This window comes from Enterococcus sp. LJL120 (assembly GCF_054871765.1).
Genome location: NZ_JBTXLV010000001.1, coordinates 418,617 through 432,507, shown reverse-complemented (window position 1 = coordinate 432,507; position 13,891 = coordinate 418,617). Strand labels below are relative to the sequence as shown.

Sequence of the window (13,891 nt, the reverse complement as noted above, 5' to 3'; positions counted from 1 at the left end):
GCTGTATTATCCCACGATTGTTTGAAAAATTAAAGGGTAAGGTCTAGCTGCATCGTAACAAATGGATAGTGCCCACCATTGGTTGCTTGTAAATACTCGCCGGTTTTGACAAAACCGACATTTTGATACAACTTCTGGGCCCGTGTATTAAATTCAGCAACAGCCAAGTTGACCCGCTTCACTGCATAATTTTCCTGAATAAAAGCCAAAATCAACTGAAAAAATTCTTTTCCGAAGCCTTGACCAGTTAAAGCGGGCCTCATGCCCAAGCCGAAAATAATTTCATCAGAATTTTCTGCTGGTTCCAAAACGAAATAACCAAACAATTCTCCTGCCTTGATTACTTGATAATAGCTGTCGCCCCGCTGCTTAGCATCCATCATCTCCTCATAATCTTCAGGATCAGCGCTTAAATCATAAAAAGCATACTCTGCTGGATAGTGCCATTGATTGGCAATCATTTCTGCATTGGCCTGCGTCAGCGGGCTAATTTTAAAATCAGCCCTTTCATATAGTACATGCAAATCCTCCCAATGGGATTTTGTCATAAAATACTCATTGGAGCTGAAAGTTTTTTGCAAGCTGGGGGAGCTATAACTGCCGGCTTGTTCAAATTGAAAGCCCAAACCTTCTATTAAGTTTTGCGAGGCCTGATTTTCTGTAAAACAACAGGCATAAACTTTTGTTACCTGTTGTGAAAAAACTTCTGTTAAAACTAGGGCTACCACAGACTTCATAATCCCCCGCCGTTGAAAATCCGGGTGTAAAACAAAACCTAGTTCTTTTATTTGTGGATCATGATCTTCAGAGTCATCATGCACTGTAATATGGCCAATCACCTGCAAGGTTTGCTTTTCTTCAATCGCATAAGTTTGCTGATTGTTCAACAAATTTTGCAGCATCGCTTCTGCCTCCGCCAAAGAGCCAGCATGTCGCCAGCCGGCCGCCTCTCCCAGGCCCGAAATTTTTGTATAAGCATAAAAATCAGCTAAATCTGTTTCCTTAAAGGGGCGTAATTTAACTTGACTAGTTTCCATTTTCATAAGTTGCCTCCTGAATAGTTTGCAAATATTTTTCTCCTGTCATCACATAATCAAACATCTTAAATGTCTGCTGTAATGTTCGCGAAGTGTAGCTACTAGTCCCGGAAAAAGTAAAAGCCAGTTTTCTAATTAAAGCCTCGGAAGCCTCATTGCCTTCAAAATAGCCAGCATAAACTTTTTCAATCCCCTGAGTAAATAAATCTGACAAAACAACCGTCACAGCTTCAAAAATAATTCCCCGCCGCCGATAATCCGGATGCAACACAAAGCCCAATTCTTTTTCCTTAGAATCATTGGCCGCCGACTCATCATGGATTGTCAAATGTCCAATCACTCTACCGTTTTTTTATCCTCAAGGGCATAGGCAAAAGGATTATTGATCAAGCTTGGCAAATCTTCTGCCGCCTCAGCCAAATTTTCTAAATGCCCAAACCTGCTGCTTCTCCCAAGCCTAGTATTCTCGCATATTGATAGAAATCTTCTAAATCTGTTTCTTGAAACCGCCGCAACAAAACTTGTTGTGTCTCCATACTCCTTCACCTCACACCAATCTACATCTAGTGTACTAAATTTTTATCAAAATAGTGGCTTTTTTCAGAAAACATTTTTCTTTTATTGAAAATGAAAAAATTTAGTTAGCTTAATGCTAAATATTTTCCGATAAAATCCTTCATTGACGACAATGTTATTTTGTTGAAAATAAATGTTGAAACACTGCTGCAGTTCTGGTAAAATCATTGATGTTGCTAAAGTAAAAGCAGCTCACAATTGAAACGCCTTTACTTCTGCTGATGTCATAGTAGCTCAGCCGGATAGAGCATCCGCCTTCTAAGCGGACGGTCGGGGGTTCGAATCCCTCCTGTGACGTAATTAGAAAACACGAGAAACATCATAAAGTCTTTAAAACCTTTGCTGTTAAGGGTTTTGGAGACTTTTTTTGTTTGTTTATAATTACTGGAAAATACCTTGAATGCAAAAAGCTTTGCATTTTTTTGCACCATCTTTTGTATTCTATTTAAGAGATAGTTCATTTTATAATTTCTCTGACTTGTCAAATTCTTTAAAAAGCAACTGCTCAACTTTAAAGACTCAAAGATAGTTTATATTGGAAAGCTAAGTCAATACCCATTTCTTCTAACTTAGTACAAGTTTTTTTCATAAGTATTATTAGGCAAAGTAACAATTAGTATTTTCAACAATCTGATATAATATAAATGAAAGGGGATAATTATTATGAAAAAAATTTTAGCAGTTCTTTTTGCTGTAGGTTTGCTTTCTGGATGTTCTGCAGGCAATCGTGATACCACAAGTTCTTCTTCAACAGATTCTGACTCCTCATCTGAAATTTCTGAGTCTACCAGTACCTCTTCAAAAGAACAGGCTTCACAAAACTCTCAATCAAGTTCTACAGGCAGTACTACATCTTCGCTAATCGAAGATGAAACTTCTCAAAGTTCTCAATCTGCCTCAATTGGCACTGATACAAATATAGCAAACGAAGAAGCAGCCAAAGAAACTATCATGAATTATTATGGGTTCAATGACGATATTATACTCACTTTTTGGCAAATGGTTGATGGAGATTATCTTTTCAAAGCACAAAGTGAGTCTATTATTAAAAACGGTGGTACAGGTACTGTTGGTTTTTACCGTGTTTCGTCAACTGGTGAGGTCTATGAAGCTAATTCAGATGGAACTATTATTCAATAATTTTCGCAGATATAAGTGGATTACCAGTAATTTTTTCTCTTTAAAAACAAATCTTGAATACACATTCTATAATTAGCCGCCTGAAATAATTCTTTCAGGCGGTTTTTGATATCAATCACTTCAATATGTGGATAACCCCACCGTCTATCTATCAGATAACCAAACTCACAAAATACAATTGCCATCCCCACACCGCCACTTTATAATGAAAGAGAAAAGAAAATCAGAAAGCAGGTGCTTTATGGGATTATTTGATGGTTTAATGGGCAATGCCACCCAACATGGCAATGAAGCAGTTCAAAAGGAGCTGCAGGATGTCTTGATTCCTCAAGAAAAAGTTGATTTGGCCTTCAAGTTAGTGCGGGATTTAATAGTTTTCACTGACAAACGTTTGATTATTGTGGATAAACAAGGAATGACGGGTAAAAAAGTTGAGTATAAATCGATTCCCTACAAATCAATTTCTCGTTTTTCTGTCGAAACTAGTGGCCATTTTGACTTGGACGCAGAGCTGAAAATTTGGATTTCTAGTGCTGAAGCTCCTTCTGAAAGTGTCCAGTTCCGCAAAGATAAAAATATTGTCGAAATTCAACAGGCGCTTGCTGCTGCCGTGTTGGCTTAATCATCTAAAAAAATTCAAAGCCGTGCAAGTTCCCCTATCAGCGAGGAATTGCACGGCTAATTTTTTTATTAAGCCTCTTATGTTACCCTTCAAAAAATATAAGCTTCACAATTGTTATGTCAAAGTCTCTCCTCATTAGAAAGTCACACACAAAATGGTTGATTTGCGTTGTCGCTTAATTTTACGACACGCCTTGATCTAAAAAACAGACCTCGCAATGCTTCTTTTCAAGCAGTTGGCTGAATATTATACCAATCATGTTTACCGGTTTTAGGTATATGCCGCCGCTTCTCCACTTCAAAACTGAGGGTTGAAATATTTTGCATAGTCGGAATGTCCCGCACCACAATTAACCTATCCTTCGGAACATTCAGCATAAGATAATTTGCCACAAATAAATCGCAATCCGGCAGCTCATTTTTTGCTGAATCGCTTTCCTTCGAAATGTAAAATTCGTTATTTAAAGGAATGATTGTAATTTTAGTATTAAAAATCTGCCAAAAATATTCTGTTAAAGCGTGAATATGGACGGGACCCAAGTTGCTGCAAATCCCCACTTTGATTGCTTGACGATTGCGCTGCAGCATTTCTGGCAACCCCTCCCAAAGAATCATGATTTTGCATAAAAAATCGTCATAGTAAAAAGACAAATCTGGTATGTGATATTTTTTCCCAATCGCTAAAACAAGCGCTGCCAATAGTTCTGAAAATTCCTGAAAATTTATTTCAACTGTTGGTCGAGAAAAATTATTTCGCTGATAAAATATGTAACGGGGATAAGGATAAGTTTTATGTTTTAAATAAGTCGTGATAAACAACTCTTTAAGGCGTTGATAACTACCATCATCGATACTCAATTGTCCCCTTTGCACTAACTCTGAAATAAAATCATCTGCCGCAAACTGGACGCGTTCTTTTTCAGCTGGATTATCCCAGCTAATTTCCTGCCAAAAAACAGTCAGCAGGATGTCCTTCTTAATTGCAGGCAATTCAGCTGCAGAAATTTTTTCCGATTTCTGCTCAAGTTGCTTCAAACAATATTCCAATAGCTGATTAGCTTGAAAATTTTGCAACTGTTTCAAATTTTTTTTAGAGTCAATCAGCTTGCCCTGCTGAATACGAATTAAGGCAACACAGGCGGTAAAGCAGCCTTCATACAGCTCAACATTGTTAAGATTTAACTTGAATTCTTTGTTAAACAGCTTCAAGACTGTAGAAATTTTTTGCTGGTCAAAGGGAAACGGCCATTCCCGAAAACCATAGGCCTCTAAGAAATAATTTTGGAAGAATAAACGCAGTTGCGCCTCATTACTTCCCTTTAATTTAAAAGGATTTTTTTCTAAAATGATTCCAAAATCCCGCAATTTTCGGCTTAGTCGAACTCCCATTCGATATAAACTTGAATTGCTAATGAAAAGACGATCTTCCCAATATTTAGATTTTTTTCCCGGTTCAAAAAAAATCCCTTGTAGCAACTGAAACTCCAGAGAATTTTTTAAAATATCCCCGTAAATAGTTTGAACTGTCTGATTTCCATTTTCCACCACTCGCAAACCCGTTTTGCTATTTAAATCAATCACCAGCACATCTGGCCAGTTTTCTTGAAAATAATCCAAATCGCTGATAATTGTCTTGGTGGAAGTATTGAGCTGGCGGGATAAAGCATCCAAGCTGGTCCGCTGATAAGTGGTGAATAATAAATTTAATAAGGAGATGCGACGGTTCATGGTGGTATTCAAGACTGCTTTCATGGCTAGGCTTCCTTTCTGATTCCTGCATTCGTAAAAAATTTCAAATACTTAAAAGGAACAAATAATTCTTTTTGCAAACTTCTAAATATTTATCCATTTAAAATCGACATTCAGGTAATTATAAATATATTTTGAGTACTTATAAAAAACCATCATTTTATTTACGAATGACTTCACTTTTATTCTTTTTATGGAGAATAAAATAGAAGAAATCTTCTGTCAATCTTGACTAAATCAGCAATCAAAATTCTTGAAAAAACTATCATTGTGTGAATTTTTTCTTTTTTTTAACTCGTATAAGCACTCACTACTTTTTTTTAAAATTCAGATATGGGAGCCTTTTTATTGCTCTAGAAACTTTATAACAATTTATATTATTTATAGGTAGTATTTAGTAAGCCTACTTTTAAATATTTTTTTATCTCAGAAATAAAAAAAGACAACATCGGTCAATTTTCTCTTTTCCGTTAACATTATTGATTGACCCGGCCATCTTTTATTTCGTCAATTGGAGTATTTCCACGAAAATTGTTATTTAAAATTGAAGGTTAGCTTTTAGAAAGATTCCCATCGGTTTTATACACTAAAAAGATTTTGATTAAAAAAACCGCTAAGAAGATTTTCTTCCCTTTATCAGGAAAAAAACTTCTTAGCGGTTTTTCTAATTTTTTGGATTTGACCATAAAAAGCATGGTATTGAGCTAATCTTTTTGCGACAAAATAATTTTAAAGCCATGGGATAATTTTTTCCACAAATTCTACTCGAAATTCTCTCCATGATTATTAAACAGTCTTTTGGCAAATTTCGGTTGAAACTCTTCTAAAGACTCCACAGTGACAACTTGTTTTTTTAGTTGAGCATAAATCACTAGCTCCATGCCAATATAAATGCCTACCCGCAAATCCTTTTCTTTGGTATCGCAAAAAAGCAAATCACCGGGTTGTATAGCGGTTAACGGGATAATCCATCCGCATTTTTTTAGCTGCTTCATTTCTTGCGGCAATTGTATTCCTAAAGACGTGGCGAAAACATATTTCATCAGCCCGCCGCTATCAAACTCTTTGGGCCCACTCGTACCTCTATTATACGGCTTGCCCAGTTGTTGGCCGGCTGTTGCAATTAGCAGCTTTTGTTCAGCTGTTGCTGCTGACAAAATGCAGTCATTTATGCTGGCTGACTTCACTGAACTGACTTGTGGTTGTTCCAAGTTGTATCTAAACCTCTCAGATACTTCTTGTGTCAGCTTTTTATTCACAACTCGTTTAGTGTAGTCTTGAGAAAACATAATTAATTTTGGATGTCCTGAAACTGAATCAGCTAAAAAAACGCTCATGCTTTTTGCTAAATTCCTTCGCCTTTTCATTTCAATCCCCACCTTTTGTTGAATTGTCATCGTTAAATTAGTTCGTGTGATATTTTTTTATTTTAGATATTATTAAATATTTTATCATTGAATTAGTTTTTCAGCAAAGTCATTTTTTGTGAAGGTGGGAATTTTCTTGCTTAAGGGTGGAAAAGAAGATAAAAAAAGACATCCACTTGTTTTGATGTGGATGTCTGAACATTATAATGTCGAATAAATTGAAATCAAAAATTTACACTCTTACCCACTCGCCTAACCACTTTAAAGTAGAATGATTAAATTGACGTTTATGCAAAATGCCGTTAATAAGTTTATATCTCCATTCAATAATTGGTTTAAAGGTGGATATTTGAGAATTATCTATGACAGATTCTGATGCTACGCCAACACTTGGTCCAACAATTAAGGTACTAAAAAGAATGGATGCAACTAGTAAAACTTTCATTTTTTTCATTGGTGTCACCTCGTTTCATCTATAATGGGTAAATCTTTAACTAATGGTTGTTCCAAATCAGTAGCCTCACCTAAATTCTCACCATTGAGAATTAAGTAGTACTTATTCTCATCAGTACGTAAAATATACCCTTCAGAAAAATCTTCCCCTGTAAAAGTTCCGTCGAGATATTCTGAATCCTGGTTATAAGGCTCAAAAACCGTACTAACAAAAAATATCGGCAAGATAAACAGGAGTAACAAAATGGCTCGGTTGGTCTTGCGGACTTCAAAGCCATCCATTAGAAAGCTGACACGCTTTCGCAAAATTGCGCCGGATTCGGAGCTGAAATGGACTACATTGCGCTTTTTGATGGTGCTAGTTTGAGACTTAGTTAAGCTTTTTTTATTGACGGAAACTAATGACTCCACGTAGGAAAAATAATCATCCTCGCAAAGGTTTTTCGTAACCTGCGAGTCCACTCGCATTTCGATGACTAGACTCAATCCCTTACGCAGCAGATACATCGGCGGAAACCACCAATAAATTGCCACTAGCACTTCTAACAGATACTTCAGCAAAATGTCTTTGTTTTTAATGTGCTGCAACTCATGGGTCAAAATAAAATTCTTTTCCTGTCTGGTCAGATTGGGAATATCCGCCAAAATCACTTGCGGATGAAGAATACCAATCGTCACTGCTGAACTGGTGGCGTTGGACACCGAAACGTTAATCCGTTGCCACTTCAAACTGGCTTTTATCTCCTCGTCAATATCATTGAGGGGAATACTATCAGTTTCTAATCGATTGACGTTTTTTGTCAGCAGCAAGTGCTCCTTCAGCAAACGTCCCAATTGAATGACAACCCCAATCACCCAAATACTGCAAAAAATGGTTAATATTGACACTGTCAAACTGCCGATAGTTACTTCATACAAAAGCCATTTGTAAATGGTTGGAAATAGCCAGGTTGATTTGATTGTTATCGCAGTTGGAAATTCAATCGGAATCATCAGCCGCAGAAAAATCATTAAGAAGAGAGTAAAAATAAAATCCACACGAATCTTCTTTAAGCTTTTCTTTGACCATAAAAGATAGAACAGTAGCAGAGTTAAAATCAGCACAAACCCTAATGAGGTTAAAATGGAGGCAACTGATAGCACCATATTATTTTCGGTCCTTCTTAATCAATTTTTTCCTTTCCAAAATTTGTTTTTCTAACTCATTCAGTGACTCCATGTCCTTGGTGGTGTCAATAAAATTGGTCACCAATTTTGACAATGAATCTTGCGACATCTCTTGTGCGATAAATTGCTCCTCACTAATCGTTGGCAGATATTGGCGGGTTAATGCAGTTTTGTTATAGCCGATGCCACCAATCTCCAACAGGTTATTGACAAAAAGCTTTTTGACAACTGCCGCCACCGTATTTTTGTTCAAATCCGGATCCTGCTCAATGACGTCAGCAATTGAAAGCGGTTGATCGGTTCGCCAGAAAACTTCTAGAATTTGGCGCTCCCGCTTCGTCAGCCTATCCATGACTATCAACTCCTTATTACCGTAATACTATTATTATAGCAATATTATTTTACTCTGTCTTGTTATTTCTTTAAATTGAGTAAATTTTTAAGGGGAAACTTCATAAAACTACTCATCTTTATCTGCTAAATTAAAAAATTTACGCTTTTTATCCCTGATTCTCCATTTCTTAAGCACTAGAAATTTTATGCCGAATGCATTAAACTCAATTTACTATTAATTATAAATCAGGTGGACACATGAATCTAAAAGAAAAAGCGCGGCAATTACCGGCTAGACCCGGTGTTTATTTTATGAAGGATAGCCATGATCAGCTTTTATACATCGGCAAAGCGAAACGGCTGAATAAACGAGTAATCAGCTATTTTATTCCCTCGACTCCTCAGTCGAAGAAAAATCAGCGGATGATTTTTCATATCGCTGATTTTAGCTACCAAACTGTCGATACTGAATTAGAGGCGCTATTATTGGAGCAGCAACTGATTGCTAAGCTGCATCCACCATATAATCGTCTAATGAATTATGCCGAGCGTTATCGCTATTTGATTTTTGCTGACCAGCAATTTACTATTTCAAAGGAACCGACAGCAGATGCTTATGGTCCCTTTAGCCAATATAAACGGCTGCCGGAGGTTATTCGGGTGCTGATTGAACTGTATGATTTACCGAGTTCCCGCTGGGGGCTGCCAGCAGCCAGAGAATTACACCAAAAAAGGCAATCTCTCTTACCACAACTTTCTCATGAACTAAAAAATCATGAAATAAAACAGACTTTGCTTGGTGGCGGTGCTGCTTTAGAGAAAATCAGCTACCAGCAAAGTAAGGCATTGGAAATATTAGCATTTGAATGGGCTAAAAGTCTTGAAGAGGATAAAGAAATTTTGCAGAGATTTCAAAAACAAGCTTTGACTCTCCACAAAATTCTAGCTCCTAAACCTAGAATTATTGCCGACGAGATAGATGCTGACACCACAAAGGCTTTTTTAGTTTTTCAAGGAAAACTGTTAGCTGAAAAAAAGCTAGCAACCCAGCAATTCACCACAAACATCGCTGAATTTGAAAATTTCCAACTACCACCAGTGGAGCACTTCATCCCTTTTAACGAGCTCGACAATCGTTTAATTGTTGCCAGCTATTTTGATAGAGTTCAGGGGCTAATTGATGAAGAAAAGTAGTCAAATTCAACAAAAAACATATTATGTTTAGAGGAGTTAAGCTTCACTTACAGCTTTCCTTTTCTAATCATAATATGTTTCTTTTATCTTCAAATCAACACTCACAAATTTGCCTTTCTTTTCAAGCAAGGAGGCAACCTATAAATCCAGTTAAAAAGAATTTACCAAAATTCTTCCAATTCATTTTCCTTGTGAAAAGCTTGGATCTTTACATTCTAAAGAAAAAATCGCCTTCGAACATTAATTTCATAAAGTCAGGAACCGTTGCATCTCTGTTCCAATCCCGTTGCCATTCACAAGCTAATTGGGATAAGCTAGTAAGCTGAGCTCCCGCTTGTTCGACGCGGCGTAAAGCTGCTTCGTGGGCCAATGTTGACGTGCCACCGATGGCATCGACAACTGGATAGACTTCATAGCCTTCTTTCAAGGCATCCAAAGTTGGGAAGGTCAAGCAAGCTTCGGTCCACAATGCGGCAATAATTATTTTTTTGCGGCCGCTATTTTTGACAGCTTCATAAAATTCCTTGTCCTCCCACGCATTAATCGAGGTCCGATCATATGAAACCTCATCTTTTAAGATTTCATTGAGGGGCGCCACAGTATCTGCATCACGGCCAGTCGCCACGTTGACAGTCGATAAAATAATCGGCACATCGTAGGCTTTAGCAAATTTTGCCAAGAGGCCGGCATTTTTCAATAAATCATGGTGATTGATAGAATTGACCGCATTCACTTGGACCGGTTGGTAATCAATAATCAGTACAACTGAATTTTCTGGTGTCAATAAATGGTCTTCCTCGGGATTTCTTCTTGTAAAGCTTGTCATAGTTTTTTTCCTCCTAAAGGTCTGGTATTCTTCTATTATAGAAGCTCTCAGCGTGATTAGAAAATAAAAACCCTTTCTGTTAATTGACGCGAACAAGATAATTGACGAAATTTTATTTAACAGAACTAAAAGTTACATTCTGCTTGAAGGCAAACTAATCAGTTTATGGCAAACTGTCAACTTTATCTTGATGCCATTGCCCATTCTAGCATGGCGCCATAATATTTTTAGTAGATAGGATAAATCAAAAACCTCTTCACTGTTAATTATTTTAAAAATAATTTATCAAGAAACACCCTTCAACTACTGTTTGTTTTTGGAAATTTTTGAATGATTGACCTGTTAATTTCCAGTTTTACCTTTAGCCATTTTCTTTTTGATAGAAGTTAATCCCCACTTCGGTATCCTCCACAAGAGTATTTTGCGGCCTCTTAAGCAAAAGCAGCGCAAAATAAAAATCCCCGGAACAGCCGCCTGCATGAACAGCGGCTACTAAAACGAAAACGGTAGCAGATAATATGTTTAAAAAATACAGTAGGACCAGACAACAGCTGATTATTACAAAAGGCGCTAAAATAATAATTAGAAATTGTATCTTTGTATAATAAGAATTGGGGCTTGTCGCGTAAGCCATGCCATTTTTAAAGCCGAATTTGACTTTTCCCTCTATATTGAAAATTTTGAAAAAGAAGCCATGAATCAATTCATGAATAAAAATTACCAAAAAACTTACGACAACAAACAGAACAAGCCCGACTAGACTGGTTTCTTCACTGCCTGCAAGGGGCTGTATAAAATCTGCCAATACAGCAAAAACGCCAAAAAAAACGATTCCCAAGACGATTGCCGCTACATTCAACCAGACAATCGCCCGCTTATTTTCCATAATATTGATACTTTTAACCAACTTCATTTTTTAATCCCCTTTTTTAAAAATATAAAAACTCACCAGTCGTTGTAAACTTAACTGGTGAGTCTTCTTGATTTTGCTTTAAGCTGCTAAACAGGCTCCTTTATAGGAAGCTGCGCAACAATTTTTTGATTTCATCAAACAATTGAACTAATTTATTAGTTATTGTTGTAATCGCCTAAAATATCTCCCATGCGAAAACCGCTGCTTTCTGAATCAACGCCGCTAACTTCGTCAGTTGCAGTTGATGTTGCAGTTGGTTCAACTGATGCAGCAGGTGCGCTCGTTGTTTTCAAATAAGCTTCTAAGAAGTCATCAAAAGAAGTTACTGCCAATTTTTCCATCATATAATGTCCGACACGTTGCGCCTCGCCGTCTAAGTATGCTTGTTTTTCTGTTTCTAAAGCTTTAATTTTTTCATCAAATTCGTTTAATCTTGTTGCCAAAATAGCCACTTCCTTTTTTCATAGTGTGATTGTTTTCCCTATTATATCAAAAAAACTAGCAAACTCTCATTATTTTTTGATAATTTTTTTTATAGCAGGTAAATCTCTAACAATCAGGGCTATTTTAGACAATAAGAAAAGCTGCCGCAAATGTAAAATATCATCGGTAGGCGTTTATCCTGCTATATCTAAAAAAAAATCATTTTGAAAATGCAAACGCTTGCAAAATTTCGAGAAATAGGTATAATAAAGAGTGTAAGGAACCAAGATTCCCACAATTAGTTTTTAAGTAATTTAGTTTTTGTAAAGTAGTATTGTGAATGCAAATTCTGGAAGAAAAGAGGCTGATTGACACGCACGAAGTAGGTTGCGTGTAAGAGAATTTAGGTTTAAAACATTATGAAAGGCGTGGGGATTTGATCGTTTCCTTACTAACTGAATATGACCTAACAGGTGTTTAAAAAAACAGTTGGAGCAACAATGGACACTCCATCGAGATTTGTATGAGAAGAAAAAACACAAAATCCTGTTAGGTCTCTTTTTTTGCGCTTTTTTAAGATTGGCTCTAATTAAAGAGCTTAATTATGACGCACCGGAAAAATTAATTTCCACGATTCCTCCATTGCTATCTGGACATTTTAAGGAATTTTTCAATTCCTTTGTGCTCAGCTTCTCCTGTTCAACTCCCTCTAATTATCATTCACTGCCCTTTGGCCGCAGCCCTACCTCCACTGTTAAACTCCCATTTTATCCAGCTAACTGGTTATAATTTGTCAGAAATTCTCTATCAGGATAAAATAAGAATGAGTTTAATTAAAAGGGGCGTTTAAAATGACTTTATCAGAGACTATTATGCAGCAATTAGAAAAAGAAGAAGCAAATATCATCGAAACTCGTCGAGTCTTTCACGAATATCCGGAGCTGTCCTTTCAAGAAAAAAGGACTTCGGAAAAAATTAAGGCTTTTTATGAAGGCTTAGAGATGACAGCCCAAAGCTGCGGCACTGGTTTTGGCTTAATCGTTGATATTGACACTGGCAAACCAGGAAAATGTTTGGCTCTACGGGCAGACTTTGATGCGTTGCCAGTTACGGAAGCCAATGGACTGAGTTTTGAATCAAAAATTCCCGGAGTGATGCATGCCTGCGGTCACGATGGGCATACCGCCTATTTGATGCATGTTGCAAAAGTCTTAAATGAAAATAAAGACCAGCTTACAGGAAAAATTCGAATCATTCATCAACCAGCCGAGGAGTTAGCCCCCGGCGGTGCGTTAGCTATGATTCAAGATAATTGTCTGACTGGCGTCGATAATATTTTAGGGTTACATGTCATGTCCACCATGAAAACTGGGACGATCCAATACCATCAAGGGGAAACGCAAACTGGCCGTTCAAATTTTACTCTGACAATTACCGGCTCAGGTGGTCACGCTTCTCAGCCACAGCTTTCCAATGATGCTATTCTAGCCGGCGCCTATTTTGTAAATATGATTCAAAGTATTGTTTCCAGACGCCTCGACCCTTTTTCAATGGGCGTCATCACGATTGGCTCCTTTGATGGCAAAGGTTCCGCCAATGTGATTAACGGCAGCGTCACCTTAAAAGGCGATGTGCGCTATTTTGACAACAACACCAAAGAGCTGATTCAAAAAAATATCACTGAAATCGCAAAAGGTTTAGAAGTCGCCTTTGAAGTCAAAACAGAATTAGACTATAACGACAATTATCCGGTTCTTTATAATGACCCCGATTTCACTGAATATGTTGCAACTACAATATCGAAAGCAAATATTCCAGAAATAACTGACGTGTTGGACTCTGGTAAACAAGACCCTTCTGAAGACTTTGCCTATTATGCTCAACGGGTTCCGGCTAGTTTTATTTATGCCGGCTGCGACGTTAATGACGGCAAGAAGCATCCCCATCACAGTCCAGAATTTCTGATGGATGAAGCCTGCTTAATTGTTGCCGCTAAAGCCGTTGCCGCAGTGGTGGTTGATTATTTAGGGGAGAAATCGTAAATAAATTTTCATTTTAGTCTCAATAATTTTGAACCTATTGCTTTCTAAAA

General features: G+C 37.2%; 15 protein-coding genes and 1 tRNA gene. 5 read left to right on the top strand and 11 right to left on the bottom strand.

The features are described from left to right. Positions 1-29 precede the first annotated feature (29 nt). Together ACYSNU_RS02170 and ACYSNU_RS02165 are read right to left on the bottom strand one after the other, a co-directional pair. Entirely contained in the window at positions 30-1,043 is a 1,014-nt protein-coding gene (locus tag ACYSNU_RS02170) for a GNAT family N-acetyltransferase (protein WP_461735582.1), read from the bottom strand. After that, positions 1,027-1,377, bottom strand: coding sequence for a GNAT family N-acetyltransferase (locus ACYSNU_RS02165; protein WP_461735581.1), 351 nt, complete (start codon positions 1,375-1,377; stop codon positions 1,027-1,029). Before ACYSNU_RS02165 ends, ACYSNU_RS02170 begins: the two co-directional genes overlap by 17 nt. A 459-nt stretch (positions 1,378-1,836) precedes the next feature. On the opposite strand from ACYSNU_RS02165, the gene ACYSNU_RS02160 reads away from it, so the two are divergent. Next, positions 1,837-1,910: transfer RNA gene (locus ACYSNU_RS02160), tRNA-Arg, on the top strand. 366 nt (positions 1,911-2,276) lie between these two features. Continuing rightward, positions 2,277-2,753 (top strand): hypothetical protein, encoded by a 477-nt coding sequence (locus ACYSNU_RS02155; RefSeq protein ID WP_461735580.1) that lies wholly within the window; start codon positions 2,277-2,279, stop codon positions 2,751-2,753. A gap of 20 nt (positions 2,754-2,773) precedes the next feature. On the opposite strand, the gene ACYSNU_RS02150 is transcribed toward ACYSNU_RS02155, so the two are convergent. Next, positions 2,774-2,938 (bottom strand): hypothetical protein, encoded by a 165-nt coding sequence (locus ACYSNU_RS02150; protein ID WP_461735579.1) that lies wholly within the window; start codon positions 2,936-2,938, stop codon positions 2,774-2,776. Positions 2,939-2,994: 56 nt separating this feature from the next. Between ACYSNU_RS02150 and ACYSNU_RS02145 the strand changes: the two genes are divergently transcribed. Beyond that, entirely contained in the window at positions 2,995-3,375 is a 381-nt protein-coding gene (locus ACYSNU_RS02145) for a PH domain-containing protein (RefSeq protein ID WP_461735578.1), read from the top strand. A gap of 227 nt (positions 3,376-3,602) precedes the next feature. Here the strand turns inward: ACYSNU_RS02145 and ACYSNU_RS02140 are convergent, their stop codons facing one another. The 5 genes from ACYSNU_RS02140 to ACYSNU_RS02120 form a co-directional block, all read right to left on the bottom strand. Beyond that, positions 3,603-5,126 (bottom strand): helix-turn-helix domain-containing protein, encoded by a 1,524-nt coding sequence (locus tag ACYSNU_RS02140; RefSeq protein ID WP_461735577.1) that lies wholly within the window; start codon positions 5,124-5,126, stop codon positions 3,603-3,605. 758 nt (positions 5,127-5,884) lie between these two features. Beyond that, positions 5,885-6,490 (bottom strand): C40 family peptidase, encoded by a 606-nt coding sequence (locus tag ACYSNU_RS02135; RefSeq protein WP_461735576.1) that lies wholly within the window; start codon positions 6,488-6,490, stop codon positions 5,885-5,887. A gap of 232 nt (positions 6,491-6,722) precedes the next feature. Then, positions 6,723-6,944: a hypothetical protein gene (locus ACYSNU_RS02130; RefSeq protein WP_461735575.1), complete on the bottom strand. Its 222-nt coding sequence runs from the start codon at positions 6,942-6,944 to the stop codon at positions 6,723-6,725. Positions 6,945-6,949: 5 nt separating this feature from the next. Beyond that, positions 6,950-8,089 (bottom strand): M56 family metallopeptidase, encoded by a 1,140-nt coding sequence (locus ACYSNU_RS02125; protein ID WP_461735574.1) that lies wholly within the window; start codon positions 8,087-8,089, stop codon positions 6,950-6,952. Between the two features lies 1 nt (position 8,090). Beyond that, the gene (locus tag ACYSNU_RS02120) at positions 8,091-8,462 is read right to left on the bottom strand and encodes a BlaI/MecI/CopY family transcriptional regulator (protein WP_461735573.1); all 372 of its coding nucleotides are present in this window, start codon (positions 8,460-8,462) and stop codon (positions 8,091-8,093) included. Positions 8,463-8,701: 239 nt separating this feature from the next. On the opposite strand from ACYSNU_RS02120, the gene ACYSNU_RS02115 reads away from it, so the two are divergent. Next, positions 8,702-9,637 carry a GIY-YIG nuclease family protein gene (locus ACYSNU_RS02115; protein ID WP_461735572.1) on the top strand — a complete coding sequence of 312 codons (936 nt, stop codon included), beginning with the start codon at positions 8,702-8,704 and terminating at the stop codon, positions 9,635-9,637. A 208-nt stretch (positions 9,638-9,845) separates the two neighbouring features. On the opposite strand, the gene ACYSNU_RS02110 is transcribed toward ACYSNU_RS02115, so the two are convergent. From ACYSNU_RS02110 to ACYSNU_RS02100, 3 genes are all read right to left on the bottom strand, one after another. Next, positions 9,846-10,463: a hydrolase gene (locus ACYSNU_RS02110; RefSeq protein WP_461735571.1), complete on the bottom strand. Its 618-nt coding sequence runs from the start codon at positions 10,461-10,463 to the stop codon at positions 9,846-9,848. A gap of 361 nt (positions 10,464-10,824) precedes the next feature. Continuing rightward, entirely contained in the window at positions 10,825-11,376 is a 552-nt protein-coding gene (locus ACYSNU_RS02105; RefSeq protein WP_461735570.1) for a DUF3267 domain-containing protein, read from the bottom strand. Between the two features lie 155 nt (positions 11,377-11,531). After that, the gene (locus ACYSNU_RS02100; protein ID WP_461735569.1) at positions 11,532-11,819 is read right to left on the bottom strand and encodes a hypothetical protein; all 288 of its coding nucleotides are present in this window, start codon (positions 11,817-11,819) and stop codon (positions 11,532-11,534) included. Between the two features lie 831 nt (positions 11,820-12,650). On the opposite strand from ACYSNU_RS02100, the gene ACYSNU_RS02095 reads away from it, so the two are divergent. Beyond that, complete coding sequence (locus ACYSNU_RS02095; protein WP_461735568.1) at positions 12,651-13,841, top strand: amidohydrolase; 1,191 nt, start codon at positions 12,651-12,653, stop codon at positions 13,839-13,841. The last annotated feature ends 50 nt before the right edge of the window (positions 13,842-13,891 follow it).

What these genes read in the sequence shown, in the direction of transcription:
- ACYSNU_RS02170 (WP_461735582.1), bottom strand. Translation starts at nt 1,043, where the DNA reads ATGAAAATGGAAACTAGTCAAGTTAAATTACGCCCCTTTAAGGAAACA.
- ACYSNU_RS02155 (WP_461735580.1), top strand. Translation starts at nt 2,277, where the DNA reads ATGAAAAAAATTTTAGCAGTTCTTTTTGCTGTAGGTTTGCTTTCTGGA.
- ACYSNU_RS02150 (WP_461735579.1), bottom strand. Translation starts at nt 2,938, where the DNA reads ATGGCAATTGTATTTTGTGAGTTTGGTTATCTGATAGATAGACGGTGG.
- ACYSNU_RS02145 (WP_461735578.1), top strand. Translation starts at nt 2,995, where the DNA reads ATGGGATTATTTGATGGTTTAATGGGCAATGCCACCCAACATGGCAAT.
- ACYSNU_RS02140 (WP_461735577.1), bottom strand. Translation starts at nt 5,126, where the DNA reads ATGAAAGCAGTCTTGAATACCACCATGAACCGTCGCATCTCCTTATTA.
- ACYSNU_RS02135 (WP_461735576.1), bottom strand. Translation starts at nt 6,490, where the DNA reads ATGAAAAGGCGAAGGAATTTAGCAAAAAGCATGAGCGTTTTTTTAGCT.
- ACYSNU_RS02130 (WP_461735575.1), bottom strand. Translation starts at nt 6,944, where the DNA reads ATGAAAAAAATGAAAGTTTTACTAGTTGCATCCATTCTTTTTAGTACC.
- ACYSNU_RS02125 (WP_461735574.1), bottom strand. Translation starts at nt 8,089, where the DNA reads ATGGTGCTATCAGTTGCCTCCATTTTAACCTCATTAGGGTTTGTGCTG.
- ACYSNU_RS02120 (WP_461735573.1), bottom strand. Translation starts at nt 8,462, where the DNA reads ATGGATAGGCTGACGAAGCGGGAGCGCCAAATTCTAGAAGTTTTCTGG.
- ACYSNU_RS02115 (WP_461735572.1), top strand. Translation starts at nt 8,702, where the DNA reads ATGAATCTAAAAGAAAAAGCGCGGCAATTACCGGCTAGACCCGGTGTT.
- ACYSNU_RS02110 (WP_461735571.1), bottom strand. Translation starts at nt 10,463, where the DNA reads ATGACAAGCTTTACAAGAAGAAATCCCGAGGAAGACCATTTATTGACA.
- ACYSNU_RS02105 (WP_461735570.1), bottom strand. Translation starts at nt 11,376, where the DNA reads ATGAAGTTGGTTAAAAGTATCAATATTATGGAAAATAAGCGGGCGATT.
- ACYSNU_RS02095 (WP_461735568.1), top strand. Translation starts at nt 12,651, where the DNA reads ATGACTTTATCAGAGACTATTATGCAGCAATTAGAAAAAGAAGAAGCA.